24 protein-coding genes and 1 riboswitch are annotated in these 25,762 nt (G+C 62.2%); of the genes, 12 read left to right on the forward strand and 12 right to left on the reverse strand.

What is annotated here, in order from left to right:
- Positions 1-88 precede the first annotated feature (88 nt).
- From BH682_RS03445 to BH682_RS03460, 4 genes are all read left to right on the forward strand, one after another.
- On the forward strand, positions 89-1,030 hold the full coding sequence (locus BH682_RS03445; RefSeq protein WP_007726972.1) for an esterase/lipase family protein: 942 nt from the start codon (positions 89-91) through the stop codon (positions 1,028-1,030).
- A 5-nt stretch (positions 1,031-1,035) separates the two neighbouring features.
- Positions 1,036-1,926: an esterase/lipase family protein gene (locus tag BH682_RS03450; RefSeq protein WP_442971965.1), complete on the forward strand. Its 891-nt coding sequence runs from the start codon at positions 1,036-1,038 to the stop codon at positions 1,924-1,926.
- A gap of 297 nt (positions 1,927-2,223) precedes the next feature.
- Entirely contained in the window at positions 2,224-4,767 is a 2,544-nt protein-coding gene (locus tag BH682_RS03455; RefSeq protein WP_003945604.1) for an ATP-dependent Clp protease ATP-binding subunit, read from the forward strand.
- 77 nt (positions 4,768-4,844) lie between these two features.
- A complete protein-coding gene (locus BH682_RS03460) occupies positions 4,845-5,324 on the forward strand; it encodes a nucleoside deaminase (RefSeq protein ID WP_042923578.1) in 480 nt (159 codons plus the stop codon).
- A 57-nt stretch (positions 5,325-5,381) separates the two neighbouring features.
- Here BH682_RS03460 and fadD5 read toward each other — a convergent pair whose 3' ends face one another.
- The 3 genes from fadD5 to BH682_RS03475 all read right to left on the reverse strand — a co-directional run bounded on the left by fadD5 (position 5,382) and on the right by BH682_RS03475 (position 8,832).
- Positions 5,382-6,971, reverse strand: coding sequence for a fatty-acid--CoA ligase FadD5 (fadD5, locus tag BH682_RS03465; RefSeq protein ID WP_054781987.1), 1,590 nt, complete (start codon positions 6,969-6,971; stop codon positions 5,382-5,384).
- Between the two features lie 95 nt (positions 6,972-7,066).
- Positions 7,067-7,846 (reverse strand): enoyl-CoA hydratase, encoded by a 780-nt coding sequence (locus BH682_RS03470; protein ID WP_075832067.1) that lies wholly within the window; start codon positions 7,844-7,846, stop codon positions 7,067-7,069.
- Entirely contained in the window at positions 7,843-8,832 is a 990-nt protein-coding gene (locus tag BH682_RS03475; protein ID WP_075832069.1) for an NAD(P)H-dependent flavin oxidoreductase, read from the reverse strand. Before BH682_RS03475 ends, BH682_RS03470 begins: the two co-directional genes overlap by 4 nt.
- A gap of 339 nt (positions 8,833-9,171) precedes the next feature.
- On the opposite strand from BH682_RS03475, the gene BH682_RS03480 reads away from it, so the two are divergent.
- Together BH682_RS03480 and BH682_RS03485 are read left to right on the forward strand one after the other, a co-directional pair.
- Complete coding sequence (locus BH682_RS03480) at positions 9,172-10,395, forward strand: TetR/AcrR family transcriptional regulator (protein ID WP_223304574.1); 1,224 nt, start codon at positions 9,172-9,174, stop codon at positions 10,393-10,395.
- 98 nt (positions 10,396-10,493) lie between these two features.
- Positions 10,494-10,928 (forward strand): OsmC family protein, encoded by a 435-nt coding sequence (locus BH682_RS03485; RefSeq protein ID WP_007726950.1) that lies wholly within the window; start codon positions 10,494-10,496, stop codon positions 10,926-10,928.
- On the opposite strand, the gene BH682_RS03490 is transcribed toward BH682_RS03485, so the two are convergent.
- A complete protein-coding gene (locus BH682_RS03490) occupies positions 10,903-11,385 on the reverse strand; it encodes a hypothetical protein (RefSeq protein WP_042923589.1) in 483 nt (160 codons plus the stop codon). The genes BH682_RS03485 and BH682_RS03490 overlap by 26 nt on opposite strands.
- Positions 11,382-11,897 carry a DUF4352 domain-containing protein gene (locus BH682_RS03495; RefSeq protein WP_003945701.1) on the reverse strand — a complete coding sequence of 172 codons (516 nt, stop codon included), beginning with the start codon at positions 11,895-11,897 and terminating at the stop codon, positions 11,382-11,384. Before BH682_RS03495 ends, BH682_RS03490 begins: the two co-directional genes overlap by 4 nt.
- A 24-nt stretch (positions 11,898-11,921) precedes the next feature.
- Here BH682_RS03495 and BH682_RS03500 point away from each other — a divergent pair, with 24 nt between their 5' ends.
- Genes BH682_RS03500 through BH682_RS03510 form a run of 3 tightly spaced genes read left to right on the forward strand, consistent with a single transcriptional unit; the run spans position 11,922 to position 14,679 of the window.
- Positions 11,922-13,277 (forward strand): sensor histidine kinase, encoded by a 1,356-nt coding sequence (locus BH682_RS03500; protein WP_054781748.1) that lies wholly within the window; start codon positions 11,922-11,924, stop codon positions 13,275-13,277.
- 48 nt (positions 13,278-13,325) lie between these two features.
- Positions 13,326-13,979: a response regulator gene (locus BH682_RS03505; RefSeq protein ID WP_042451934.1), complete on the forward strand. Its 654-nt coding sequence runs from the start codon at positions 13,326-13,328 to the stop codon at positions 13,977-13,979.
- Positions 13,980-14,034: 55 nt separating this feature from the next.
- Positions 14,035-14,679, forward strand: coding sequence for a DsbA family oxidoreductase (locus tag BH682_RS03510; protein WP_223304575.1), 645 nt, complete (start codon positions 14,035-14,037; stop codon positions 14,677-14,679).
- On the opposite strand, the gene BH682_RS03515 is transcribed toward BH682_RS03510, so the two are convergent.
- Both BH682_RS03515 and BH682_RS03520 read right to left on the reverse strand, forming a co-directional pair.
- Positions 14,658-15,926, reverse strand: a complete 1,269-nt coding sequence (locus tag BH682_RS03515) for a GAF domain-containing protein (RefSeq protein WP_058039317.1) — start codon at positions 15,924-15,926, stop codon at positions 14,658-14,660. The genes BH682_RS03510 and BH682_RS03515 overlap by 22 nt on opposite strands.
- Before the next feature lie 77 nt (positions 15,927-16,003).
- Complete coding sequence (locus BH682_RS03520) at positions 16,004-16,783, reverse strand: acetoin reductase (RefSeq protein ID WP_020968368.1); 780 nt, start codon at positions 16,781-16,783, stop codon at positions 16,004-16,006.
- A 220-nt stretch (positions 16,784-17,003) separates the two neighbouring features.
- Here BH682_RS03520 and BH682_RS03525 point away from each other — a divergent pair, with 220 nt between their 5' ends.
- Both BH682_RS03525 and BH682_RS03530 read left to right on the forward strand, forming a co-directional pair.
- Positions 17,004-18,149, forward strand: coding sequence for a hypothetical protein (locus BH682_RS03525; protein WP_075832071.1), 1,146 nt, complete (start codon positions 17,004-17,006; stop codon positions 18,147-18,149).
- 140 nt (positions 18,150-18,289) lie between these two features.
- Positions 18,290-20,125, forward strand: coding sequence for a flavin-containing monooxygenase (locus tag BH682_RS03530; protein WP_007726929.1), 1,836 nt, complete (start codon positions 18,290-18,292; stop codon positions 20,123-20,125).
- A 59-nt stretch (positions 20,126-20,184) separates the two neighbouring features.
- Here BH682_RS03530 and BH682_RS03535 read toward each other — a convergent pair whose 3' ends face one another.
- The 3 genes from BH682_RS03535 to mhuD form a co-directional block, all read right to left on the reverse strand.
- On the reverse strand, positions 20,185-20,961 hold the full coding sequence (locus tag BH682_RS03535) for a CbtA family protein (RefSeq protein WP_075832073.1): 777 nt from the start codon (positions 20,959-20,961) through the stop codon (positions 20,185-20,187).
- Positions 20,952-21,146 carry a CbtB domain-containing protein gene (locus tag BH682_RS03540; RefSeq protein WP_003945915.1) on the reverse strand — a complete coding sequence of 65 codons (195 nt, stop codon included), beginning with the start codon at positions 21,144-21,146 and terminating at the stop codon, positions 20,952-20,954. Before BH682_RS03540 ends, BH682_RS03535 begins: the two co-directional genes overlap by 10 nt.
- Before the next feature lie 25 nt (positions 21,147-21,171).
- Positions 21,172-21,310, reverse strand: a riboswitch (cobalamin riboswitch).
- An 88-nt stretch (positions 21,311-21,398) separates the two neighbouring features.
- A complete protein-coding gene (gene mhuD / locus BH682_RS03545; protein ID WP_007726927.1) occupies positions 21,399-21,707 on the reverse strand; it encodes a mycobilin-forming heme oxygenase MhuD in 309 nt (102 codons plus the stop codon).
- 45 nt (positions 21,708-21,752) lie between these two features.
- Here mhuD and BH682_RS03550 point away from each other — a divergent pair, with 45 nt between their 5' ends.
- On the forward strand, positions 21,753-22,490 hold the full coding sequence (locus BH682_RS03550) for an alpha/beta fold hydrolase (protein ID WP_065352849.1): 738 nt from the start codon (positions 21,753-21,755) through the stop codon (positions 22,488-22,490).
- Here the strand turns inward: BH682_RS03550 and BH682_RS03555 are convergent.
- Positions 22,475-22,900, reverse strand: coding sequence for an HIT family protein (locus BH682_RS03555; protein ID WP_003945905.1), 426 nt, complete (start codon positions 22,898-22,900; stop codon positions 22,475-22,477). The two genes, BH682_RS03550 and BH682_RS03555, sit on opposite strands and share 16 nt — an antisense overlap.
- 38 nt (positions 22,901-22,938) lie before the next feature.
- Positions 22,939-25,626 (reverse strand): helix-turn-helix transcriptional regulator, encoded by a 2,688-nt coding sequence (locus BH682_RS03560; RefSeq protein WP_083055988.1) that lies wholly within the window; start codon positions 25,624-25,626, stop codon positions 22,939-22,941.
- Positions 25,627-25,762: the final 136 nt, after the last annotated feature.

The raw sequence follows: 25,762 nt of genomic DNA on the forward strand, positions 1-25,762 counted from the left end.
TTTGGGCGCATTTTGCCGAAACGGATTGATAACGCGTTCTAGTTTGTTAGCGTCTGCACGGTTCGCATCTCTCGTAGAGGAGTCGGTCGTGCACAGAAACAGGTTGTTCGGGGGCGTGGTTCTTGCCGCTCTGATGCTCGTCGGGTTCACCTCCGTGGCTTCGGCTCAGGCTCCGTTGCCCGTGCCCAATGCCTTCCTTGCCGGTGTTCCTCAGGAGTTGGGAAATCCTGGCGGTTCAGCTCCGGGATCCAATGACTTTTCGTGTAAACCGACTGCCGAACATCCCAATCCGGTTGTGCTCGTTCACGGAACGGGTGGAAACAGGCAGACCAACTGGGCCACCTATGCGCCGTTGCTCGCCAACGAGGGCTACTGCGTCTTCGCGCTGACGTACGGCAACTTCCCCGAGCAACCGTGGCCGTTGTCGGCGATCGGTGGAATGCAGGAAATTCCTTCCAGCGCAGCACAATTGTCGAATTTCGTCGATCAAGTACTTGATGCCACGGGTGCTACATCGGTAGATCTGATCGGACATTCCCAGGGCACCATCATCAACGGGTACTACGCGAAGTTCCTCGGTGGTGCCGACAAAGTGGACAACATCGTCTCGGTGGCGTCGCTGTGGAAGGGAACGCTCGGAAACGAGCAGGCAAGTGTCGGCCGCAGCCTTCGCGAACTCGGGGTATCCGAGGCAGCGCAGGCCGGATTCCCGATCTGCAAGGCATGTCTGAACATGGGGGCAGGCTCGGAGTTCATCGAAAATCTCCGTGCGGGAGGCGTTTACGCGCCGGGTGTTCACTACACGAACATCACGACCCGCTACGACGAACTGGTGCTGCCGTATACAAATGGGCTGGAGCCTGGGCCGAACGCCACCAACATCGTCGTCCAGGACGGTTGTGAGCAAGACATCTCCGATCACCTCGCCATCGCGGCATCGCTGCGCGCCGCGACTTTTGCTCTCAATGCACTCGACCCCGCGCATCAGCGGCCGGTACCGTGCAACTCGGTATTGCCCGTCGTGGGTTGATCACTATGTGGAGGCCTTCGGTGGGGATTCGAACATGCGTGGGCGCTCTCGCTGTGGCGGGAGCCGTGGCCGCGTCCGCGCCGTCTCTTGCGTCGGCGAACGAACCTCTTCCCGTTCCGTCCGGTTTCCTCAGTGGAATCGTCCTCGAAGCGACCAACCCGGGCGGATCGGCCCCTGGCACCAACGACTTCTCGTGCGCGCCTTCCGCTGCTCATCCTGATCCGGTCGTCCTGGTGCACGGGACGGCGGCCAACCGTCAGACCAATTGGGGCGTACTCGCACCCGTACTGGCCAACGAGGGATACTGCGTTTTCGCGCTCACCTTCGGGAATCGAACGGACCAGCCGTGGCCGATTTCCGCGGCCGGCGGTCTCGCACCACTCGGAGACAGCGCAGGGCAGCTGTCGGACTTCGTCGACGACGTTCTCTCTGCGACGGGTGCCTCGAAGGTCGACCTGATCGGGCACTCCCAGGGGACGACGGTTAGTGCCTACTACGCCAAGTTCCTCGGCGGTGACACGCACGTTTCCAAGATCGTCTCCATCGCTCCGTTGTGGGACGGCTCGGAGGTCGGCCCGCCGGAAGGCGTCGGGGGACCGGATTTCGACAACGCCAGCTTCGTCACCGAACTGCGCGACGCGGGCGTCTACTCCGATGACGTCGAGTACACCAACATCGTGACTCGGTTCGATCAAGTGGTCGTTCCGTACAGCAGCGGAATACTGGCCGCGTCGAACGCGTCGAACATAGTTGTTCAGGACGGTTGCGAGCAGGACCTGTCGGATCACATCGCGCTGGTGGCGTCGCAGCGAACGGCGACTCTGACGCTCAACGCGCTTGATCCGTCGAATCCGCGTGAGGTGCCGTGCGCTCGGGTACTCCCGATATTCGGCTGATCAGGCGTCGAAAATCGCTGTTCGCTTCAGGCGTACAGGAACCGGGAAACGATTCCCTCAGCTGCGACGTTGTGAACGGTAAGCAGTCCGGCTTCCGCCGCCAATCGGGTGGAGGAGCAGCAGGTGGACTTCGCGCCCTCTAGAGTAATAAGTGGGGTCGTGCAACCTTTGTCGATTCGTGGACGTCAGTCCGCTGACCGGCGAGGCGATCAGTCTGTAGTGCCGGAGCGAAACGCGGCGACCAGGGACGAGACATCCGGTCTCGAACCTGCCCGCCGGAGAGTGTGAGGGAGAGCGATGTTCGAGAGGTTCACCGATCGCGCGCGGCGCGTTGTTGTCCTGGCTCAAGAAGAAGCCAGGATGCTCAACCACAACTACATCGGCACGGAGCACATCCTTCTCGGCCTCATTCACGAGGGCGAAGGTGTCGCAGCCAAGTCGTTGGAGTCGTTGGGTATCTCCCTCGAGGGAGTCCGCAGCCAGGTCGAGGAGATCATCGGCCAGGGCCAGCAGGCTCCGTCCGGTCACATCCCCTTCACACCGCGCGCCAAGAAAGTCCTCGAGCTGAGTCTGCGCGAAGCGCTGCAGCTCGGACACAACTACATCGGTACGGAGCACATCCTGCTCGGTCTCATCCGTGAGGGTGAGGGCGTAGCAGCCCAGGTTCTGGTCAAGCTCGGTGCCGATCTCAACCGCGTCCGCCAGCAGGTCATCCAGCTGCTGTCGGGCTACCAGGGCAAGGAGCCCACCGAAACCGGTGGCACCCGCGGAGAGGCCGGCACGCCGTCCACCTCGCTCGTGCTCGACCAGTTCGGTCGCAACCTGACGCAAGCTGCCCTCGAAGGCAAGCTGGACCCGGTCATCGGCCGCTCGAAGGAAATCGAGCGCGTCATGCAGGTTCTCTCGCGTCGTACCAAGAACAACCCGGTTCTCATCGGTGAACCCGGTGTCGGTAAGACCGCTGTGGTCGAGGGCCTGGCTCAGGCAATCGTCAACGGCGAGGTCCCCGAGACCCTCAAGGACAAGCAGCTGTACACGCTCGACCTCGGGTCGCTCGTGGCCGGCAGCCGTTACCGCGGTGACTTCGAAGAGCGCCTGAAGAAGGTTCTCAAGGAGATCAACACCCGCGGCGACATCATCCTGTTCATCGACGAGCTGCACACCCTCGTGGGTGCGGGCGCGGCCGAGGGCGCTATCGACGCGGCCTCCATCCTCAAGCCCAAGCTTGCTCGCGGTGAGCTGCAGACCATCGGTGCCACCACGCTCGACGAGTACCGCAAGTACATCGAGAAGGATGCTGCCCTCGAGCGTCGTTTCCAGCCCGTTCAGGTGGGCGAGCCGACCGTCGAGCACACCATCGAGATCCTCAAGGGTCTTCGTGACCGCTACGAGGCTCACCACCGTGTCTCCATCACGGACGGTGCTCTCGTGGCAGCGGCGACGCTGGCCGACCGCTACATCAACGACCGCTTCTTGCCGGACAAGGCGATCGACCTCATCGACGAGGCGGGCGCGCGAATGCGCATCCGTCGGATGACTGCACCGCCGGACCTGCGCGAATTCGACGATCGCATCGCCGACGCGCGTCGCGAGAAGGAGTCCGCGATCGACGCGCAGGACTTCGAGAAGGCTGCGAACCTGCGTGACAAGGAGAAGACCCTCGTTGCTCAGCGCGCTGAGCGTGAGAAGCAGTGGCGTGCGGGCGACCTGGACGTCATTGCCGAGGTCGACGACGAGCAGATCGCCGAGGTTCTGGGCAACTGGACCGGTATCCCCGTCTTCAAGCTCACCGAGGAGGAGACCACTCGTCTGCTCCGCATGGAAGAGGAACTGCACAAGCGGATCATCGGCCAGGAAGAGGCGGTCAAGTCCGTCTCGAAGGCGATCCGTCGTACGCGTGCAGGTCTGAAGGATCCCAAGCGTCCCTCGGGCTCGTTCATCTTCGCCGGCCCGTCCGGTGTCGGTAAGACGGAGCTCGCGAAGTCGCTCGCCAACTTCCTGTTCGGTGACGACGACGCTCTGATCCAGATCGACATGGGCGAGTTCCACGACCGCTTCACCGCTTCGCGTCTGTTCGGTGCCCCTCCCGGGTACGTCGGATACGAAGAGGGTGGCCAGCTCACCGAGAAGGTGCGCCGCAAGCCGTTCAGCGTTGTGCTGTTCGACGAGATCGAGAAGGCACACCAGGAGATCTACAACACCCTCCTGCAGGTGCTCGAGGACGGCCGTCTCACCGACGGTCAGGGACGTACCGTCGACTTCAAGAACACGGTGCTGATCTTCACGTCCAACCTCGGTACGTCTGACATCTCCAAGGCAGTCGGCCTGGGCTTCAGCTCGGGAACGGGCACGGAGTCGAACTACGAGCGCATGAAGCTCAAGGTTCACGACGAGCTGAAGAAGCACTTCCGTCCCGAGTTCTTGAACCGTATCGACGACATCGTCGTCTTCCATCAGCTCACGAACGAGCAGATCGTTCAGATGGTCGACCTGATGCTCGCTCGCGTCGAGGCGGCACTCAAGAACAAGGACATGGCCATGGAGGTCACCGACAAGGCCAAGTCGCTTCTGGCCAAGCGCGGATTCGATCCGGTACTGGGTGCACGACCGCTGCGTCGCACCATCCAGCGCGAGATCGAGGACCAGATGTCCGAGAAGATCCTCTTCGGAGAGATCGGACCCGGCCACATCGTGCTCGTCGACGTCGAGAACTGGGACGGCGAAGGCTCGGGCGAGGACGCGAAGTTCACGTTCACGCCCACCAAGAAGCCGATCGACGTGCCGGACGCACCGCCGATCGAGCTGACCAAGGCCGGCGAAAGCGAAAGCGCAGCAGAGTAGTACAGCAGAGTAGGTAACGAACGGGCGGCACCTCACCGGTGCCGCCCGTTTCGTGTATCACGGGAGAGGGCGTACACATGAACGACATCGAACTGGGTCACCTGCGTCGTTGCGTCGAATTGGCAACGGAAGCATTGGATGCGGGCGACGAACCTTTCGGTTCCGTCCTGGCAGCGGCCGACGGAACATTTCTGGCGGAAGATCGAAACCGGATCGCGGGCGGCGACAACACTCGCCACCCCGAGTTCGAGCTGGCTCGGTGGGCGGCCCAGTATCTGACGCCGGACGAGCGTTCGACGGCAACGGTGTTCACCTCGGGAGAGCACTGCGCGATGTGTTCGGCCGCGCACGCGTGGGTGGGCCTCGGACGGATCGTCTACATCTGCTCTTCGGCCCAACTCGGCGACTGGCTCGCGGAGTGGGGTGTGGCTCCGTCGCCGGTGAAGTCTCTGTCCGTCAACGAGGTTGCGCCGAACGTCCCGGTCGAAGGCCCGGTGCCGGAGTTGGTTCCGCTGGTGCGAGAACTGCATCGGAAGTTGCATTCGCAGAGCGCTTGACGGGCACACACAAACGGGCGGCACCTCGCTGGAGGTGCCGCCCGTTTGCGTGTGAAGTCAGGAAACTGCGTCGACCGCTCGAACCTTCTCTCGCAGTTCACCCTTGACGACCTTGCCGCTTGCATTGCGCGGCAGTGCTTCCACGACGACGATGTCCTTCGGGTGCTTGTAGCGCGCGAGACGATCGTTGAGGAAGCTGCTCAGCTCCTCGATGGTCAGGTCCACGGCTGAACCTGGCGCCATCGCGACGATCGCTACGGGCACCTCGCCCCACTTGGCGTCGGGGCGGCCGACGACGGCCGCTTCGACGATCAATTCGTGTTCGTAGAGGACGTTTTCCACCTCCGCGCAGTAGATGTTCTCTCCGCCGGAGATGATCATGTCCTTCTTGCGATCCACGACGTAGACGAAGCCTTCGTCGTCGACTCGAACGAGATCGCCGGAGTGGAACCATCCACCGTGGAAGGCGTCAGCGGTGGCGGTGGGGTTGTTCCAGTATTCGCTCATCATCGTGGGCCCGCGGTAGACGATTTCACCGATTTCACCGGGCGCCACGTCGTCCATGTTCTCGTCGACGACCCTGGCCGAGATGGTCGGGATGACCCGACCGACGGATCCGAGCTTACGAATCGCATCCTCGCCGTCGAGAACGCAAGTGATGGGCGACATCTCGGTCTGTCCGAAGACCGCGACATTGAATGCGTCCGGGAAGGTTTCGGCCATTGCCCGCAGGATCGTGTCGGACGACGGTGCGGCGCCCCACGAGATGTTCTTCAGCGACAGTGCTCGCGGTTGCGCCTTCTGTACGGCGCACACGGCCTGCCATTGCACGGGCACGAGGAACAAGCTGGTGACCTTCTCGGCTTCCAGAATGTCGAGTAGTTGACCCGGGTCGAATGCGCCGACCGGATGGATCACCGTGGTCGTGCCGAGTTGCAGGCTCGGCGCTATGGAACCGAGGGCTGCGATGTGGAACATGGGCGACGCGCAGAAGCCGATGGAATCGGCATTGAACAGGTGGAAGGCCCTGATACAGGTCAATGCTTGCGAAGACAGGTTGGAGTGGGAGAGCACCGAGCCCTTGGGGCGACCGGTGGTTCCCGAGGTGTACATGATGAGTGCAGGAGTGTCGTCCGGGATGTCGACGAACGCGTGCGACTCGCCCTCTTCGCTGATCAAGTCCTCGTAATTCAGGCTGTCACCCTCGGCGGGGGAGCCTACGGTGATGGAGATGTCGATACCCTCGGACGCGGCTCGTGCAGCTCCGGCCAACGGAGCCAACGGTCCTTCGGCGACAATGACTTTGGAGCCGGAGTCGTTTACCAGATAAGCGACCTCGGGTGGTGTCAGACGGAAGTTCACCGGAACAGCGATGGCGCCCAGTGCGTTGGTCGCGAGCACGACCTCGAGGTATTCGGGGCGGTTGAGCATCAGGATGAGCACGCGGTCGCCGAAGCTGACGCCGCGTCGGGCAAGAGCGTCCGCCAGCTTCTCGACGCGTGCGTCGAGGGTGCCCCAGGTGATGGAATCGCCCAGGAATCGCAGTGCGGTGCGATCGGGAATCATCTGCGCATGCCTGGCGATCTGATTGTTCCAGTTGGTGCGGCGTGAACGCTGCGCCTCGGAGACTGCATCGGTGGAGGCCATCGATGGGTTCCTCTCATGCGTGGGTGATTGTGTGACTCAGGCTACAGTGAGCCGTCGATTCGTACAGTGGTTTTGTTAACGAATATTCGCAGTGATTACTTGAAGTGGGGCGCGCGTTTCTGCAGCATCGCCATCGCGCCTTCTTTGAAGTCCTCGCCAGTGAGAAGTTCTGCCTGACCGGTATTTTCGAGCTCCAGCGCAGCATCGAGGCGGTCCAGTGTCACCGCATTGAGCGCGCGCTTGGTGAGTTCGAGGGCGCGTCGGGGAGCCTTCGACGTGCGATCGACGACGGAGTCGACGAGTGCGTCGAACGCGTCGTCGGCGACGGTGCGGGACACGAGCCCGAACCGCTCTGCGTCCTCGGCGGAAACTCGCTCGCCCAGCAATGCCATCTCGGCCGCTCGGGCGCGTCCGATCGCTGCCGGTACCAACGCACTGGCGCCGCCGTCGGGCATCAGACCGATGTTGACGAAGGAGAGGAGGAAATAGGCGCTCGATGCGGCGTACGTCAGGTCCGCGGCTAGAGCGATGGACACGCCGACGCCGGCGGCCGGGCCGTTGACCGCGGCGATCACCGGGACCGGGGCGCTGGTGATGGCGCGAATCAGCGACGTCGCCGCATCCATGACGACTTTCGGGTCTGCGGGGTTGACGGCCGCTGCGGCGAGGTCGGCTCCGGTGCAGAACGCTCGACCGGATCCGGTGATGACGATGGTGCGAACGGCCGGGTCTGCGCCGCCGTCGTGGACGGCAGCTGCGAAAGCAGTCATCGTGGGCAGATCGATCGCGTTCATCCGCTTCGGGCGGTCGAAGGTCAATCGCAGTACACCGTCGGTGATTTCGGAGCGAAAGCCCGTCTCGGCGGTGGCGGTCATGCCGCGCTCACAGCCGTGACGAATCCGGAAAGCCGTGAGGTGATGAGGTGTTCGGCCTCCGAGACCATGCGGTCGATCATGTCGGCGACGGTCGGGATGTCGTTGATCAATCCTTGGCTCTGTCCGGCGGACCAGATGCCTGCATCGAGGTCGCCGTCCTCGAAGACCTTGCGTCCGCGGGCTCCGGCTACCAGATGCTGAATGTCGCTGAACTGCGCGTCGCCACGTGCTTCGATGTCGACGACCTCGGCACTGATCGCATTCGCGGCTACGCGCGCGGTGTTGTGAAGCGTCCGGAAGATCAGCTTGGTGTCGCGTTCGGTGTTTGCGACAATCTGCTCTTTAACCGATTGTGCGACAGGGGATTCCGCGGTACACATGAAGCGAGTTCCCATGTTGACGCCGTCTGCTCCGAGCGCAAGCGCCGCGACGAGTCCACGTGAATCTGCGATTCCGCCTGAAGCGATCACCGGAATCGTGAGTTGCTGCGTGGCCGCCGGAATCAGAATGAGCCCTGGTATGTCGTCCTCGCCTGGGTGCCCGGCGCATTCGAAGCCGTCGATGCTGACGGCGTCGACGCCCAGTCTCTCGGCTTTGACCGCATGTCGAACTGCAGTGCACTTGTGGATAACCTTCACGTCCGCGTCCTTGAAATGCGGAAGATGATCGATCGGATTGGAACCGGCGGTTTCGACGATCTTGATCCCGGATTCGATGATCGCCTGGCGGTATTCGGCGTACGGCGGCGGCGTGATCGACGGCAGAATAGTGAGATTGACGCCGAAAGGCTTGTCGGTGAGATCGCGGGTTCGAGCAATTTCCTTGACGAGGTCTTCCGGTGTGGGTTGGGTGAGGCCCGTCAAGAACCCGAGGGCGCCGGAATTTGCCGTGGCCGCAACAAGTTCTGCTCGTCCCACCCACATCATGCCCCCTTGCACGATGGGATGGTCAACGCCGAACATTTCGGTGAAGCGAGTGCGAATCATTTGCTCACAACTACTTTCTTACGGTCGGTCATTCGGCATCGAACCCTCTTGCAGGCGAAGAAGACCTCACGCCGCAGGGAACGAGCCCGCCAGCGGACTACGTGCGAGGTTATGCGAATCGTCACTAACATAACACCGCTGAGAGAGCGGGTGTCAAGACTCTTTTTCCGGAATCCGTCCGCCGCTACAACTGCGTTGTAGGGTTTCGGGTGAAGCAGTACCGGGCGCGAATTGCGACCTTCGCGACGGTTAACATGATCCGTTCGGACTCGCGCCCGTGGAAGTGCGGTGCAGCGGACGAAGGCAGTGCAAGAGAAAGCAACGGAAGTGGAGGGTCAGGTGCCCGGACAGACACGCGTCTCCGTGCGTGGCGGCGACCCTGCACCACGGACGCGTCCGAAGAATCGGAAGGCACAAATCGCGGCCGCTGCTGCGGAAGCATTCAGCGAACGTGGCTACCATGCGGTGGGTATCGACGAGATCGCAGCGAAGGTCGGAATTTCCGGTCCGGCCCTCTATCGTCATTTCCCCACGAAATACGCGCTGTTCGTCTACACCGTGAACAACCTGACGCAGGCGTTGTTGGATGCCAGCGATCCAGCTGTGCACGGAAACGAAAATCCACGCGAGCAGTTGAACTCCACGATGGTGGGTGTCATCCGCGCGACGATCGAGAATCGGCGTCGGGGAGGGCTCTACCGATGGGAGGGCAGGTACCTGGTCGACGAGGATCGTGAGCAATTGCGGGTGGGAATGCGCACGCTCAATCTTCGGATCGCCGAGCCGCTGGCAGTGGTTCGTCCGGAACTCGACCCGGCGGATGTAGAACTCATCGCGCCCGCCGTGCTCAGTGTGATCGCCAGTATCACCGGTCATCGATCCGCGTTGTCCGCCAAGCAGATCGAAGCGCTGATTCTTGCGGCATGCTGGTCCGTCATCGGCGTCGAATTGCCCGCTGCCGAGGAGGACGGCGCGAGGGCAGGGGCGTCCGAACGCAAAACAGGCCTCGTACGGACGTCGAAACGTGAAGTGCTGCTTCAGGAAGCAGTGTTGCTGTTCTATCAGCGCGGCTACCACGACGTGAGCATCGAGGAGATCGGTGCCGCGGCGGGTATCAACGCGTCGAGTGTGTATCGGCACTTCGCGAGCAAGGCCGACCTTCTTGCTGCGGCCTTCCACCGGGCGTCCGATCGTCTGACTATGACGTTGGGCTCGGCGTTGGCTGAGTCGGAGACTCCTCTCGCGGCCGTCGAGACGTTGGCGAAGATGTACGTCGAGGTTTCGTTCGGAACCAGCGAACTGTTGGCCGTGTACTTTGCCGAGATCGGCAGCTTGCCGGATCGATCACGGACCGAGTTGCGCAACATTCAGCGTTTGAACGTCGAGGAGTGGGCGCACTTGTGTGTCGAGGCGCGTCCGGAGTTGTCGATCGTCCAAGCGCGGTTTCTCGTCCACGCGGCGCTCGGACTGGTCTTCGACATCGGCCGAATCGTGCACTTTTCCTCGGAGAACTCCGCGCAGGCCCGCGTCGAGAAACTGCTGTCCGCGACGCTCCTCGGGTAGTCCCGTCCGAAACAGTAGGTGTGACTTCACGTATCGCGGGTAGGTTCGTGATCGCAAGGCGTTCACCGAATCATGTGAAGACGGAAGTAGGGACAGCAATGCCAACTCGTACCGCACGCACCGCCTGGAACGGCACCCTCGAGGCCGGATCGGGACAGGTGGAACTCACCAGCTCGGGCGTCGCCACCTTCGACGTGTCGTTCCCCAAGCGCGCAGCTGAGGAGGCCGGCGGAACCACCAGCCCCGAGGAACTCATCGCCGCGGCGCATTCGTCCTGCTACGCGATGCAGTTGTCGGCCCTGATCGCCGAGGCCGGCGGGACCCCCCAGAGCCTCGACATCACCGCGGACGTGTCACTCGGCCCCGACACGGTCGGATTCAAGCTCACCGGAATCAAGCTCACCGTTCGCGCCGAGGTCGACGGCCTCGACGCCGACGGTTTTGCCAAGGTTGCCCAGGCGGCCAAGGAAACCTGCCCGGTCAGCAAGGCACTGACCGGCGTCGACATCACGTTGGATGCGGCCCTGGACTGATCATCTCGCGCTCGGGCGCCCCCTCCGGCGCCCGAGTGCGGTGGTGTGTGACGACCAGATAGCTCGCGAACAGGATCGGGAGCACCCACAGGTCCGAGGGATCGCGATAGACCAGGATCGGCAAGAGATCTCCGCGGAATCCTCCTGCGGTCAGGCGGAGAAACCCGATCACCCACTCGTATGCGTCGCCGATCGGCGATATCACCTTCACGGCGGCGAAGCCGATCCCCGTGACCGCGATGGACCAGGCGATCGCTGCTCGCCCCACCAGACTTCGCCTGAGCACCTCGAGAACCGAGAGCAGAAGCAGGGGAAGCAGGAACACACCGGCAACGTCGGACAGCTTGCCCGTCATCGTGTTCCCGAATGCCCCTTTGAGTACGTGGTCGTTGATCAAGATGACGGCCACCGAGACCAGTGCCCACGGATTCAGCAGCAGATCGCCCGGACGGTTCACGACAGGTTGATGGTTGCCGAGCCGGACGAGAACAGATCGCACTTGAACTGAAGGCGCAGACCGGTGGCGGCTTCGGGGACCTCGTACGCCAATTCGCCTCGTTTGGCAGCGCCCGGCGCGAGCTCTCCGTCGACACTCGAAGTGCTGCTGTCGGTGAACGTGATGTTGTACGACTTGTTTGCCGAGTCCTGCAGTTCGAAGCACATCATCGACGAGACCGTCGACGGCTTGTCACTGTTGTTGGTGACCTCGGTGTCGACCACGACGTAGCGGTTTCCGGGATCAGCGGTGATGAACTGATTGGTCGAGACGTAGGGATCGACGACGCCGTGTACCTGGACGCGCCAGTCGCCCAGTTCGACGACGTCACCGATTCCGAAGGCGGCCGCAGGTGCGGCGGAAGAACCGTTGTCGTCGACCTTCTTCGCTTCGTCGGTCTCGCCCGAGGCGATGGTTGCGAACAGGGCTGCGCCGACGGCGAGGAGGGCGAGGGGAGTGCGGAGTGATCGCATGATGTGCGCCTTTCGAGAGTTGGTATGGCACAAGTCAACGATGTGAGGACTGCTCACCGCTTCGGTCGAAAGATCGGTCCGCCTCATCCTTTCGGTCGGAGCCTGGCGGTTCGTCCACCCGTTCGGCTGATTCGAGGCGTCGGTGGCGGTGGATACGCTTGCTCGGTGATCACCACCAAAGGAACCGTTGTGCGACGACGCGTATGGACTACCGCCGCTGTCGCGTTCAGCCTTTTCTGTTCCTTCATGACGGTGGGCATCGCAGGCGCGTCGGGAAATATGCCACCGGTATTGGTCGGTATCGGGTTCGTCCTGGGCGTGGCCGGTGGGATATCGCTTGTGTGGCGCCATCAGTATCCCTGGGTGGTTCTGGCGATCACGCTGGTCGGCCCGTTGTTCTTCCCCACCGATGCGACGGCGGCGCTCATCGCATTGTTCGCCGTTGCTCGGATCGCGCGTGGGCCTCGGCTTGCTGCCGCTGCGGCAGCTGTCTTCGTCGCGTGCGGAATTTCGTTGACCTACGACGCTTTTCGCAATCGTGAGTACTCCGTTCTCACGATGGGAACGATGAAACCCAAGGACGGTTCGGCGGTTGTTCAATACGACGTCGCCATCTGGATCCCGTGGCTCGTCGCAGCCGTCATGGTCGGCATCGTCGTGGCGCTCTCGCTCCTGATTCGGACCAGAACCGAACTCGTCGAGGCCGAACACGTACGGGATCTTGCCACCGAGAAAACAGACGTGATGCGCGACGAGATGATTCGCACCGAGGAACGAACGCGGATCGCGCGCGACATGCACGACACGATCGCGGCCAGTCTGAGCCGGATTTCGTTGTTCGCCGGTGGGTTACAGGTCAGCGCGGCAGACAATCCCGAGAAGGTCGTCAACACCGCTGCGATGATCAGAACCACCGCGCACGAGGCTTTGGACGAATTGAAGGGAATCGTCGGAGTGCTCAGGGGAAGCGGTGATCGCCGCGAACACGGCGGGCACCAGGGGATCGACGCGATCGGCGATCTGGTCAACGGTGCACGCGCCGCGGGCATTCACTGCCGTCTCGAATCGGAGTTGCTCCCGGGTGATGTCGGAATGCTGGCGGGCCACGTCTGTTATCGCGTCGTTCAGGAATCGTTGACCAACGTCCAGAAGTACGCGAGCGACCAGATGCTCGTCATTTCGGTGACCGGGTCGCCGCACGACGGAATTCGTATCCTCGCACGCAACAAGCTGAGCGAGCTTGCACCCATGACGTCGATCGGTTCGCGGTCCGGCTTACGCGGGTTGGCCGAACAGGCAAGAGAAATCGGCGGCAAGGTGGAGGCAGGCGCGCTGGGGGACGATTTCCTCGTCAGTTGCTGGGTGCCCTGGTCGTCGTAACCCTCCCACCCTCTAACTGTCGGGGGCTCTGGGTAATCTGAGCGCACTATGGACGCTGACTCGCGCATCACAGTTTTGATCGTCGACAACGACGCCTGGGTTCGGCGCGGAATGAAGGACATCCTGGAAGCAGCGCCGGACATCGTGGTGGTTGCCGAGGCCGAGGACGGCGATCAGGTCGCAGCCAAAGTCACTCGGTTTCGTCCGCACGTGGTGCTGATGGATCTGAAGATGGCACGGGTCGGTGGCTTGGAGGCCACCCGAGAGTTGATGACCATGAGCAATCCGCCGAAGGTCATTGCGATGACCGCCTTCGACGTCGACGACATGGTCGTGCAGGCGGTCGAGGCGGGCGCGCACAGTTTTCTGAGCAAGGACGCGGCCCCACAGGCGTTCCAGCAGGCAGTACGGGTGGTGGCGTCGGACCACTCGTTATTCAGCTCCGATTCTCTACGTGCCATCGTGGCCTCGGCGCCGCGTCGGCAAGCACCCGACCTGACTCCCCTCGCTTCGCTCACCGAGCGTGAGCGCGAAGTGCTGACAATCCTGGCGACAGGCGCGGCCAACAGCGTCATCGCGGAGCGGCTGTACCTCGGTGAGACCACCGTCAAGACGCATATCTCCTCGTTGTTCGCCAAGCTCGGTGTGCCCAACCGGGTGAGTGCGTCGTTGATCGCGTTCCGGTGTGGCCTTGTGACGTGACTCGGGACTAATCCCGACCCTGTTCGTTGTTGCACCTTCGGTGACTGATCAAATCGTGATTGACCAAGACGTGACCATCGAAGTGTGGTCGGACGTCGCTTGTCCGTGGTGCTACATCGGAAAGACCAGGTTCCTCTCGGCGCTGGATCGTTTCGAGAACAAGGACCGCGTCAACGTCATCTGGCGCTCGTACCAGCTCGCTCCGGAGACCCCGGTGGGAGAGGGCCGAACCGAACTCGACGCCTTGGTCGAAATGAAGGGGATGGCGCCTGATCAGGTACGTCAGATGTTTGCCCACGTCAGCGCGACGGCAGCCGAGGTCGGCTTGACCTTGGACTTCGACACCGTGATCGCCGCCAACACCTTTGATGCGCACAGGTTGCTGCATCTCGCGGGTGAGCGGCAGAACGAACTCCTCGAAGCGCTGTTCAAAGCGCACTTCAGCGACGGCAAGGTGATCGACGACCGTGAGGTGCTGGTCGAGCTGGCCGTGAGCGTCGGCCTCGACGCCGACGTCGTGCGCGAGCAACTGGGCTCCGATGCCGCAGCCGAGGCTGTTCGCGAAGATCTGTCCATGGCCCGCCAACTGCAGGTCAGCGGCGTTCCGTTCTTCGTCGCCAACCGTGCGGTCGCAGTATCCGGCGCTCAACCCGAAGAGGTGTTTCTGCAGTTGCTCACTCAGGCCTCCGAACCGGCCTGAGTAAGGCGAGCGGCACGAACTGCCGGGGCGTTCGAGAACGGCAACAGATGTGCACCGTCGTCGGGGCAGGAAAGCGTGACGTGCGCTGCATCGACGAACCGGTACGGCTGCGCTGCAACAACTCCGGCAAGGTTCTTGCGCAGACGCGACATCTCGGCCCGCGCGGTCACCGTGCGGGCCGGGTCACCGAAAAGATCCTGCGCCAACCGCGATGCGGTCAGCCCACGCCTCTCGGATCCGAGGAGAAACAGAATCTCCGCATGCCGCTGGGTCGGGGAGTAGGCCCATTCGCCCAACCCCGACGTGACGGTCACCGACATGTTCTCGGAATCGCGCAGATCGATATGCACCGTGGGCGCACTGATTTTCTCGCCGGTGACGATCGGCCGGACCACCCACCCGCCGGGAAGTGGATCCAGTTCGCACAGACCCAAAGCGGGGAACCACGTCCTGCCGGGAGCCAAAGCCGCGGGGAGCAGCACGCGCGAGCGATGAGGTAGCGCATCGACCGCCGCTACCCAGCCATGAGTATCGATCACCAATGCCGGTGATCCGCTACGTGCAAGCATCGGCCCTGCAACAGAACGCAATTGATCGAGATTGTCCCGATGCTTGTCGCGTAGGTGTGATTGCGCGAGGCGTGCGACGGCGTCGACCAGAGCGAGTGTGGTGGGGTGGACGGTCTTGGCGGGACCACTGATGTCGACGACGCCGATGACACGGTCGTCCCGCGGATCGCGGATGGGTGCCCCCGCGCAGGTCCACGGATGATGGCTGCGCGCATAGTGTTCCGCCGAGAAGATCTGAACCGCCTGTCGTGACACCAATGCCGTTCCGATGGCGTTGGTGCCGACGCTGTCCTCGGCCCAGTTCGCACCCTCGACAAATCCCAGACGCGCAGCTTGGTCCAGTACTCGATGGGACCCGCTGCGCCACAGAACAGTTCCGCGAAGATCTGCGACGACCATGATGTTCTCACCGCTCGCGGTGACCGATTCGAGTCCACGCGTCACGTCGTCGAGCACGTCGTACAGTCCGGACTCACGACGACGGAGATCGAGTTCGGCGACGTCCATGGACGGTTCGACCCGGTTGTGTTCGGGGTCGATACCTAACTCGCGCAGGCGTTGCCACGATTGGCGGACCACGTCCCTTGGGCGGGCCGGTGCGCGGTCTCCGGCCATCGTCGCGTCGTACACCGCGGCGAGGGTCCTCGCGTAGTCGCGAGGATCCTCGCCGGGCGGCATCGCAGGCTCGGGCAACCGCTTTTTCAGCGAAGATACCTTTTTCAGCGAAGACACCGCTTTCAGTGAAGACACCTCGGTCAGCGGTAGACGAGGCCGCCGTCGATGAGACCGGCCTGACCGGTCATGTAGTCGGAATCGGGCCCGGCAAGGTACGAGACGAAACCGGCGACATCGTCGGGGGTTTCAGCTCGACCCAGCGCAATTCCGCCGACGAACTTCTCGTAGGTGGCGCCCTCTGGCGCACCGGTCAACTCGGCGAACCTCTTGTCGATCGTCACCCACATGTCGGTGCCCACGACGCCGGGGCAGTACGCGTTGACGGTGATTCCGTCGGACGCGTATTCCTTGGCCGCAGCCTGAGTGAGGGCCCTGACCGCGAATTTTGTTGCGCTGTAAACACCTAACATGGCGAACCCGTCGTGGCCGGCGATGGACGACGCGTTGATGATCTTTCCGCGCTGACCGAGCGCCTGGAACTTTGCCGCTGCAGCTTGAATTCCCCACAGGACACCGTCGACGTTGACGCTCCAGATCTTGGAGACCTCTTCCGGCGTCGCATCGGAGATCGGGCCGACGAGAGCGATTCCCGCGTTGTTGACGATGACGTCGAATCCGCTCAACTCACTGTGCGCGTGTTCGACTGCGGCGTGAACCTGCGCGCGATCGCTGACATCGGCGACAAACGTCGTTGCACGACGGCCGATCTGTCTGATCTCGTCGGCAACCGCATCCAGCTTGGTTTGGTCGAGGTCGACCAACGCGATGTCGGCGCCGTCGTGGGCGAGGCGGAGAGCGATTCCGCGTCCGATGCCTTGGCCGGCGCCGGTGACCAGTACTACCTTGCCCGTGATGCTCATGCAGTTTCTCCTCGTAAGCAGTGAACCGGTTGCCTGGGAACCGGTGAGTGATTTGTATGTGACGGCGACCACAATGCGGAAGGGTTGCACCGTGTTGCAATTCCGCAGAATGGGGCAGCGGTTGCAACCCTCGGCAACCCTCCCGGTACCCCGTGCGACGGCTCCATAGTTGCGCCACCACTTCGCGAATCATCTTGCGAGACAATCTGGGAGAGGGCACATGACCGCTACAGTCGACACACCCACGGAACCGGCCACGCCGAGCCGACAACCGTCACGCCGCTGGATCGGGTTCGGGATCGCGAACCTCGTGATCGTTCTCGTGCTGGCCGTGGCGAGTTGGTACCTTCTGGCCGATCCGACCACCAGTCCCTGGAGTTTCTATCCTCTGCCGTTCAACGCGGCGCTTTTCTGGGCAATCCTTTTTGTGGTGTTCATCGGCTTCGATTGCGAGTTCGCCGGCTTCGACCGACTCCCGCAGCCGGCGAAAGGCCTGGCGATCATGGTCGCGACCGCGGTCTTCGCCGTCGTGGTGACGTGGCTCCTGGCAAACGGCTTGGGCAGCCTGTACCCGGATTTCGCGGCCGATCGTGAGGGCGGCCTCGGATATTTCGCGGGTGCGCTGTTCGTGCTCTTCGGCTTCGGGACCTGGGTGATGGTGGTCCTGAACTGGCAGCATTGGCCGTGGACTTCCCTCGGGATGAAGCAGCCGTTGGTGGGTTTGTGTGAGATCGCGTTTGTCGCCGTCCCGACGCTGGCGCTGTACTTCGTGTTCGGTCTGCCGTCCGTGTCGCTGTCCGCCACGGATCCGTTGATGACCGTCGACACCGTACTCGGGTGGTTCTACTGCGTCGTGGTGGTCGTGATCCTGACTGGCCAGACGCTCGACAACTGGCCGTGGCGACTGTTCGGCGGCGGCGGTAAGACGGCGCTCGCAGCCACGATCGGTAACTTCGCCGTCGGAACCGGCTTGTACTTCGTGGCACTTCCGGTCGTGAAGGTGCTGGTGGGAAGCGATGCCGTTGCCGAGTTGGGTGGTGTGGTCCATCAGTTCCCGGCGCAGCTCGGTGTGTGCTGGGCCTTCTGGATGATCTTCTGGGCCAACGCCTTCGGTAACAAACCCACGGGCTTTGCGGACGGGGTCAACCTGGCGATCCGCGCGCTGCTCACGTTTGTGCTCGCGGTGGTCACATTCTTGTTCTATTACCGCTTTGCAGCAGAGCACATTCTTCACGAGCCGGCAGTTGTCGACGGATTACACGGCAATGCACTGGGTTTCGTGGATTGGGCCGTGTTGTGGACGTTGTTCTACGTTGTGGGATTTCAGTCGCTGGGACTCGGTAGATTCAAGCCTGCTGAGGGGTGAGTCGGTTGCCCGCACATCGGTGCGGGTAACCGGTATCGGACGCCGGCACCGCGTCCACTGATTGCAACAGACTGCAACGCTTGTGACCGGGGCCACTTATGGGATGTGCTGTGTGTCACATTCACAAACAAGGAGAAGTGATGACGCAAACCATCGATTCCGCAGTCACCCCCGAGGTGAAGTTGACGGCGGTGACACCTCAGGAGCGCGTCGACGCCTGGCTGGCGGATTTCGAGTCGGCCCTCGCGGCTCGTGACATCGAGCGTGTGGCAGGCAAATTCGCACTCGACAGCTTCTGGCGAGACCTGGTGTCGTTCACCTGGAACATCAAGACCGTCGAAGGTCGCGAGCAGATCGCCGACATGCTCTCCGCGCGACTCGACGACACCGATCCTTCGGGATTCCGGACCACCGAGACACCCGACGAAGCCGACGGCGTCACGTCAGCCTGGATCGAGTTCGAGACCGCAACCGGTCGCGCGCACGGGCACCTTCGTTTGAAGGGAGATGAAGGTTGGACCCTGCTGACGTCGCTGCAGGAGTTGAAGGGACACGAAGAAGGCAAGGGCACTCGTCGTCCGCGCGGCGCCAAGCATGGGGCAGACCCGAACCGCATCACGTGGGCCGAGCAGAAGGAGATCGAAGACCGCGAACTCGGTTACACCACACAGCCTTACGTCGTGATCGTCGGCGGCGGCCAGGGCGGCATCGCGCTCGGCGCCCGGATGCGTCAGCTCGGAGTACCGGCCATCGTGATCGACAGCCACGAGCGACCCGGCGATCAGTGGCGCGGACGCTACAAGTCCCTGTGCCTGCACGATCCGGTTTGGTACGACCACCTGCCCTACATGCCGTTCCCCGACAACTGGCCGGTGTTCGCGCCCAAGGACAAGATCGGCGACTGGCTCGAGATGTACACCAAGGTCATGGAGGTTCCGTACTGGAGTTCCACGACCTGCACCTCGGCGTCGTTCGACGAGAAGACCCAGGAATGGACCGTCGAGGTCAACCGCAACGGCGAGAAGTTGACGTTGCGTCCCAAGCAGTTGGTGATGGCGACGGGTATGTCCGGCAAGGCCAACGTTCCGACGTTCCCCGGGCAGGACAAGTTCCTCGGCGATCAGCACCACTCGAGCAAGCACCCCGGCCCGGATCAGTACGTGGGCAAGAAGGTCGTCGTGATCGGGGCCAACAACTCCTCGCACGACATCTGCGGCGCACTGTGGGAGAACGGTATCGACGTCACGATGGTGCAGCGCAGCTCGACGCACATCGTGAAGTCGGATTCGCTGATGGATTTGGGCTTGGGCGATCTGTACTCGGAGCGAGCACTGGCCGCCGGCATGACGACGCACAAGGCGGACCTCACGTTCGGTTCGCTGCCGTACCGGATCATGCACGAGTTCCAGATCCCGGTGTACGACGCAATCCGTGAGCGCGACAAGGATTTCTACGATCGCCTCGAGAAGGCGGGCTTCGAGCACGACTGGGGCGACGACGGTTCGGGCCTGTTCATGAAGTACCTACGCCGTGGCTCGGGCTACTACATCGATGTCGGCGCTGCCGAACTGGTTGCCAATGGAGACATCAAGCTCGCGCACGGCAATGTTCGTGAGCTGACCGAGAACAGCGTGATTCTCGAAGACGGTACGGAATTGCCTGCCGACGTGGTGGTCTACGCGACCGGCTACGGCTCGATGAACGGCTGGGTGGCGGACCTGATCGGTCAGGACACCGCCGACAAGGTCGGCAAGGTGTGGGGCCTGGGCTCGAATACCACCAAGGATCCGGGACCGTGGGAAGGCGAGCAGCGCAACATGTGGAAGCCGACGCAGCAGGAAGCGCTGTGGTTCCACGGAGGCAATCTGCACCAGTCGCGCCACTACTCGCTGTACTTGGCGTTGCAATTGAAGGCGCGTTACGAGGGCATCCCGACGCCGGTGTACGGACTGCAAGAAGTGCATCATCTGAGCTGAAATAGAACTGCTGTGCGCCTTTATTAACCGCGGGAGGTTAATAAAGGCGCACAGCAGGTTCAGCGAAGGGCGTACTTCTTTGCTACTTCGGTGTTCTTGGTCGCGCGCTCGGTGAGGAAGGCGAATACCAACCCGAGTACGAGCCAGAACGTCGCCTGCGTAGCGAGCGAGGAAAGTCGGAACTCCCACAGCAGAGTTGCCGGGAAGTCCTCGCCCACCTCGTTGATGCCGGGAAGCGAGACGTAACCGATCGTGGCGATCACCAGGAACGCAGCCACCGGAGCAGCGATGCGCACGCTGAGGAACTCGTGCCCGGAAACTGCCTTTGCAGCCGCTGCTGCCGCGGTGACGGACAGCAGCCCGAGAATCACGGCGGCCAGCCACAGCAGTGTGCGCTGGTTGATGGTGTCGGGATCTCCGACGGCCGGCGGATTGGCCGGGTACTTGAAAAAGGGGACAGCCTCGATAGCCAGCCAACCACCGACGGCGATGGTGATCGCCAACAACGGCCCGGACATTCCGGTGAGTCGTCGAGCGTAATTGGCAACGACCGAGAAGATCGCCCCGAGTGCCAGTCCGGCAAGCGCTGTGGCCAGGAACAGCCCGGCGCGCTGCCCGTCGCGGCTCACCAGTGGTTCTTCTTCGTCACCGTGCGAATGCCCAGCGGCTTCGCCGGAAACCTCACCGGTGGCGCTGTTGGCTTCTTCGATCGCAATGGCAGCGTTGACGTGCGGTTCACCCAGCACGAATGCAACTCCGCCGGCAAGGATGCCTGCGATCAGACCAGCCAACAAACCACGAATGAGAAGCTTCGTGAAATTGTCGACTAGTGGCACGGCAGGCCCATCAAGTGTCGACCGTCGTGCATCAATTCATGCATGTACATGCCGGTGCGAGAGATAGCGCCCTGGTCGAACCCGACCAGGTAGAGAGCCAGCATCGCGAACAGAACTACTGCAGCGGCGAGGAAAGCAAGACGAGTCGAATCGATCGACGTATCGGGAGAATAGGCGAGAGCCATCGAAGCCTCCTGGGATTTTCGCGTCCCCTAGGTCCATGCGATGGCCGAAGTGTCTGGCTGTCGAAATAGTCGTGCCGAAAAAGGCACTTCACCTCGAATTACAGTGGCGCGACCGCTCCGGGCTTTCACCGGATTCCTGTCGGACCATCGCGTTTACATGCGAACTTTTGCACTACAGCCCGCACCGTGTCAACGCGTGAAGCCGAGATGACCGTCGATTGTGCCCGCCAAGGCAGGCACAATCGCTCGAGATCAGCTCTTTGCGGCGACGTCCAGGACAACTTCGAATTCGAGCAACGACGCACCCGAAGCGACGGGCTTCGCGCGCTCGCCGGAATGGGCTTCACGGGCGGGGCCGTCACGCCAATCGGCGAACGCCTGCTCGGACTCCCACTGAGTCACCACGAAGTAGCGGCTCTCACCGGCGGTGGGGCGGAGGAGTTGGAATCCGAGAAAGCCCGGGGAGTTCTCGACTGCGTGAGCGCGTGCTGCGAAGCGCTTCTCCAGTTCGGGGCCGGCGCCCTCGGGGACCTCGATTGCATTGATCTTCACGACTGCCATGCAAGCGACATTACCCGCGCACCTTCACCGCGTACCGTGACACTCGTGTTGCATGACGAAGGTGGAACGGGACAACCGATTCTGTTGTTGCACGGCCTCATGGGCAGCTCCCGAACGTGGCGTCGCCATGTGCCGTGGATCCGCGAGTTCGGCCACGTCTACACCTTCGACGCTGCCGGTCACGGCAGGCCGGCGCCAGCGGCACTGACTACCGAGGCATTCGTCGAGGACCTGACATCGGCGGTTGCGTCCATCGAGGAGCCGATGATCGTGATCGGTCATTCGATGGGGGCTCTGCATGCGTGGTGCTTCGCCGCCGCGCATCCCGAAAAGGTTTGTGCGCTGGTCCTCGAAGACATGGCCCCGGACTTTCGTGGACGCACCGCTGCGGACTGGGCGCAGATGATCTCGGCGTGGCCGCAGCCGTTTGCTTCCGAGGAGGCGATGAAGGAATTCTTCGGCCCCGTCGCCGGCCAGTACTTTCTCGACTCTTTCGACCGCCGCGACGACGGGTGGTACCTGCACGGCGACGTGTCGACCTTCCGCGACATCTCGGAGGAGTGGGGCACGAGGCATTTCTGGGATCAGTGGAAGGCGATCGAGGTGCCGACCTTGCTGATCGAGGGAGAGTTCACCATCACCCCTGAGGGACAGATGCGAGAGATGGCCGAGAGGCCGGGAACTCGGTACGTACGTATTGCCGATGCAGGCCACCTGGTCCACGACGATCAACCGCAGCGCTATCGCGAAGTGGTGACGGAATTCCTTCAGACCGTGAGCTGACTTCGGATCGACGCGCCCACCTGCTCCAGCTCGACGGCTCGCCTGGCGAGGAGTCCAGCAGCGAACTTCGCCTTGTCGCCGCGATGGCGGGGGACGACGTGCAGGTGCGAGTGGAACACGGTTTGGCCCGCGGCACGCCCGTCGTTGACGAGAAAGTTGACTCCGTCAGCGGCGATGTCGCAGCGGCGTAGAGCTCCGGCGATGAGCGTGCCGACGCGGAACATCTCTGCGCCTTCGTGACTTTCGAGAGCATCGAGGTTCTCTGCATGACGCTTGGGGACCACCAGGGTGTGTCCGCGACTCACCGGCCGTGCATCGAGGAATGCGAGAGTTGTCTCGCTCTCGTGAACGAGAATCGCCGGCTCGGTCAGCGCGACGATCTTGCAGAAGACGCAGGAATCGGTGCTCATGCCTACAGAATGTAGTCCGAAATCAGATCCGACCCCGACTACAGCAAGCGCAGTTGGCGTGCCCTCGTGATCGCTTCGTTTCGATTGTGTACGTCGAGCTTCTTGTAGAGAGTGCGCAGTTGAGTCTTGACGGTGTTGACGGACACGTACAGTTTGTCGGCCATCGCAGCCGACCCCATGCCGAGCGCCAGGAGTGAGAGGACTTTCTGTTCGCGTTCGGTCAGCTCCACGATATGTACGAATTCCGGAAAAGATTCCGCAGGAGCCCTTTTCGAGAATTCGGCCAGTGCACGCGATTTCGTTTCGGCCATCGATTCGAGTTTCTCGACGTCCGACGATGCGATGGTCGCGAACGAACGTAGAAGTCCGGTCTGATCCGCGATGCTGCACGCTCTGGACCACTCCTGAGAGGCGAGGCGTGGCTCACCCAGCTCGGAGTGGGCAACCGCTTGCACCAGAAGCGATTCCATCTGTGCCCGCGGATAGGATACGCCAGACCAGTCGAACTGGTGACACAGCGCCACCGCGGCCTCGTTCTGGCCGATCCGCTGACGTAAACGCGCCACCGACGTGAGCGTCCACGGGTTGGCTGCAGGATCGATGATCTCCTTGGCCAGTGCTACGGCATTGTTCCCCTGTCCGAGAGCGAGCAAGAGATCGATCTCTGCGGATTGCAACAGAGGAAGCGCGAAAGATGTAGCCGTGTACTGCTTGGAATGTGCTTCGATCGCATTGTGGAGCAACAGTAGTGCCGCAGTGTGGTCGCCGGAGGTCAAGGCGAATTGGCAATGCGCATAGACGACGAATGCCCACAGTTCCTCGGTGTCGGACGGAAGACCGAGTTCGGTCAATGCGAGACGTGCGTCGTCGAAGTCGAGTGTGTCGAGAGCAGTGAGCGCCCGTGCTGTCAGGCCGGCGATCTTGACCACAGGTTCGAGCCAACCGCCGGGGTCCGGATGCTTCTGTTCGAGTTCGGACCAGTGTGTGGCCTGCCGCGGCTCACCAGCCAGCGCCCAATTCAGGGCGGCACTTCCCGCAGAGTTACGAGCGATGAAGTCGACTCCATGAGACAGGGCGCCGTGGTACGCCATTCGAGCCTTGATCGTGGATTCTGTGAACCTGCCGCTCAATTGAAAATTGATCGCCCATTGAAGTCGCATGAGAGGGAGCTGTGCGCTGACCGCTTCCGGGTTGTTCTCCAGCGCACTGCGACTGAGATGAGACAGGCGCCTGGTGGTTTCTGCTGCGAGCCCGTACTCGCCTGCCATCCTGAGCATGATCGATTGAACGCAGGCAATGCTCAAGGCGTCCTTCGCGCCGGATTCAGCGCCGAGAGCCCACAGTTCTGCCGGCGATTCGGGTAGCAAGTCGACTACCGTCGAGCGCTCGCTCGGATGCATCGTGAACAGTGCGCGCCCCGCCTCCACGGCAGAGTGTTTGTCCGCAGCTTCCGCCGGAATCCGTTGGAGAGCAGAGCGAACCGAGTCCAGATTGTGGACGATCATCGTCACCCAGTGTTGCTCGACGATGTCTACTGCCAGGGTCCAGTTCTGTGCCTCGACCGCGTAGTCCAGCGCCGACGCGTGATGACCGTGGTCGAGTCGGTTGTGTGCGAGGAACGAAAGACGTTGCGCCGGATCGACTCCAGCGCGCTTTTGGTGCGCGAGTATCGATCGACGAATGGCGGGAGGCAGCTCCCAGGTTTCTTCGGCTTCGGTCTCGACCCGTGACAACAACCCGGCTGTCTCCAGTATCGCCAGGCGCACGCGAATCTGATGAACGGTCTCGCCATCCTCAGGGTGTTGGGACTCGAACAGCATGGCGGCGATGTCGACGGTGATCGATCGCGCAAAGGCCGTCGCGAGCAGGAACTCGAGTTGTTTCACATGATCAGCGGTCATGAGAACGGATTTGTTCACGTAGTCGTCGATCGCCTGCGCGATGTTCTTCCTGATCATCTGCTCGCGGTTGCGGCTACCCGATGTCTGGACGGCGGGAACGGCGACACGAACCAGCGCTGGCAGCCCACCTGTCAGGGATGTGATTTGTTCTGCATCACCGTCAGTCGTGTGTACGTCAGCTTGTGCGAGCAAATGGGCGGTATCGGCTCTCGTGAACAACAGCTCACTCGCGCTTATCACCTCGTGGTCGGTGTCGAGCAGGTACGGCTCGGAGAACATGCCGAAGCCCGAGAGCGTGACCACGAGGTCCAGGTTGTGGCAGAGGGCGAGGAGTTCGATCAACTGATCGTCCAACTCTGGTTCCGATATCAGATCCGGCCTGATCAGCACGAGCAGCACGGGGCGGCTGAGGGCGTTCAGGGATTTGGCGACAGCGGTGAAAGGATCGGCGAGATCGTCGACGTCGGGCAGTGCGATTCCGGCAGCGTGGATTCGATCGAGGACAACGGCCCAGAAATCTTCGAGTGTCGACGAGGGCCGTGGGGCCGAGACCCAGACGAGTATTCGTTCGGATGCCAAATGGGCGCGCAGCCACGATGCGATCAACGACGATTTCCCGTGGCCGTTCGGTGCACGGACGATGGTCAGCGCGGCACGTCGGTCAAGTTTGTCGAAGAGCGCTTGCCGGGGAATCGACGTCGCGAGGGTGCGCCTTTCGGGAATAGCTGCCCAGTCGTGGCCGTCCATCCCGAACATCAACGCGGACCCTTTCTGCTTTCGCGCCCCGCAATGATTGAAGAGTTTGGGCGGATTGTCTCGATCCATCTATCTACAGGGAGGAGCGTAGCTGGTGCGAATCCAGAGCGTGCCATCCCGGGCAATTCACCCGGGAATTCACCCCGGCTGAGAGAAGTTCACCCACACAATCACGCCGTCACCATTGGCTTTCGAGCCCCTCGAG

Source organism: Rhodococcus sp. YL-1 (genome assembly GCF_001942025.1).
Lineage (GTDB): Bacteria > Actinomycetota > Actinomycetes > Mycobacteriales > Mycobacteriaceae > Rhodococcus_F > Rhodococcus_F qingshengii.

Coding starts and splice junctions, on each gene's coding strand:
- BH682_RS03530 (WP_007726929.1), top strand. CDS start 18,290: ATGACGCAAACCATCGATTCCGCAGTCACCCCCGAGGTGAAGTTGACG.
- BH682_RS03495 (WP_003945701.1), bottom strand. CDS start 11,897: ATGCGATCACTCCGCACTCCCCTCGCCCTCCTCGCCGTCGGCGCAGCC.
- mhuD (WP_007726927.1), bottom strand. CDS start 21,707: ATGGCAGTCGTGAAGATCAATGCAATCGAGGTCCCCGAGGGCGCCGGC.
- BH682_RS03505 (WP_042451934.1), top strand. CDS start 13,326: ATGGACGCTGACTCGCGCATCACAGTTTTGATCGTCGACAACGACGCC.
- BH682_RS03555 (WP_003945905.1), bottom strand. CDS start 22,900: ATGAGCACCGATTCCTGCGTCTTCTGCAAGATCGTCGCGCTGACCGAG.
- BH682_RS03470 (WP_075832067.1), bottom strand. CDS start 7,846: ATGACCGCCACCGCCGAGACGGGCTTTCGCTCCGAAATCACCGACGGT.
- BH682_RS03500 (WP_054781748.1), top strand. CDS start 11,922: ATGGCACAAGTCAACGATGTGAGGACTGCTCACCGCTTCGGTCGAAAG.
- BH682_RS03485 (WP_007726950.1), top strand. CDS start 10,494: ATGCCAACTCGTACCGCACGCACCGCCTGGAACGGCACCCTCGAGGCC.
- fadD5 (WP_054781987.1), bottom strand. CDS start 6,971: ATGGCCTCCACCGATGCAGTCTCCGAGGCGCAGCGTTCACGCCGCACC.
- BH682_RS03475 (WP_075832069.1), bottom strand. CDS start 8,832: ATGATTCGCACTCGCTTCACCGAAATGTTCGGCGTTGACCATCCCATC.
- BH682_RS03515 (WP_058039317.1), bottom strand. CDS start 15,926: ATGCCGCCCGGCGAGGATCCTCGCGACTACGCGAGGACCCTCGCCGCG.
- BH682_RS03520 (WP_020968368.1), bottom strand. CDS start 16,783: ATGAGCATCACGGGCAAGGTAGTACTGGTCACCGGCGCCGGCCAAGGC.
- BH682_RS03560 (WP_083055988.1), bottom strand. CDS start 25,626: ATGGATCGAGACAATCCGCCCAAACTCTTCAATCATTGCGGGGCGCGA.
- BH682_RS03450 (WP_442971965.1), top strand. CDS start 1,036: ATGTGGAGGCCTTCGGTGGGGATTCGAACATGCGTGGGCGCTCTCGCT.
- BH682_RS03455 (WP_003945604.1), top strand. CDS start 2,224: ATGTTCGAGAGGTTCACCGATCGCGCGCGGCGCGTTGTTGTCCTGGCT.
- BH682_RS03460 (WP_042923578.1), top strand. CDS start 4,845: ATGAACGACATCGAACTGGGTCACCTGCGTCGTTGCGTCGAATTGGCA.
- BH682_RS03540 (WP_003945915.1), bottom strand. CDS start 21,146: ATGGCTCTCGCCTATTCTCCCGATACGTCGATCGATTCGACTCGTCTT.
- BH682_RS03525 (WP_075832071.1), top strand. CDS start 17,004: ATGACCGCTACAGTCGACACACCCACGGAACCGGCCACGCCGAGCCGA.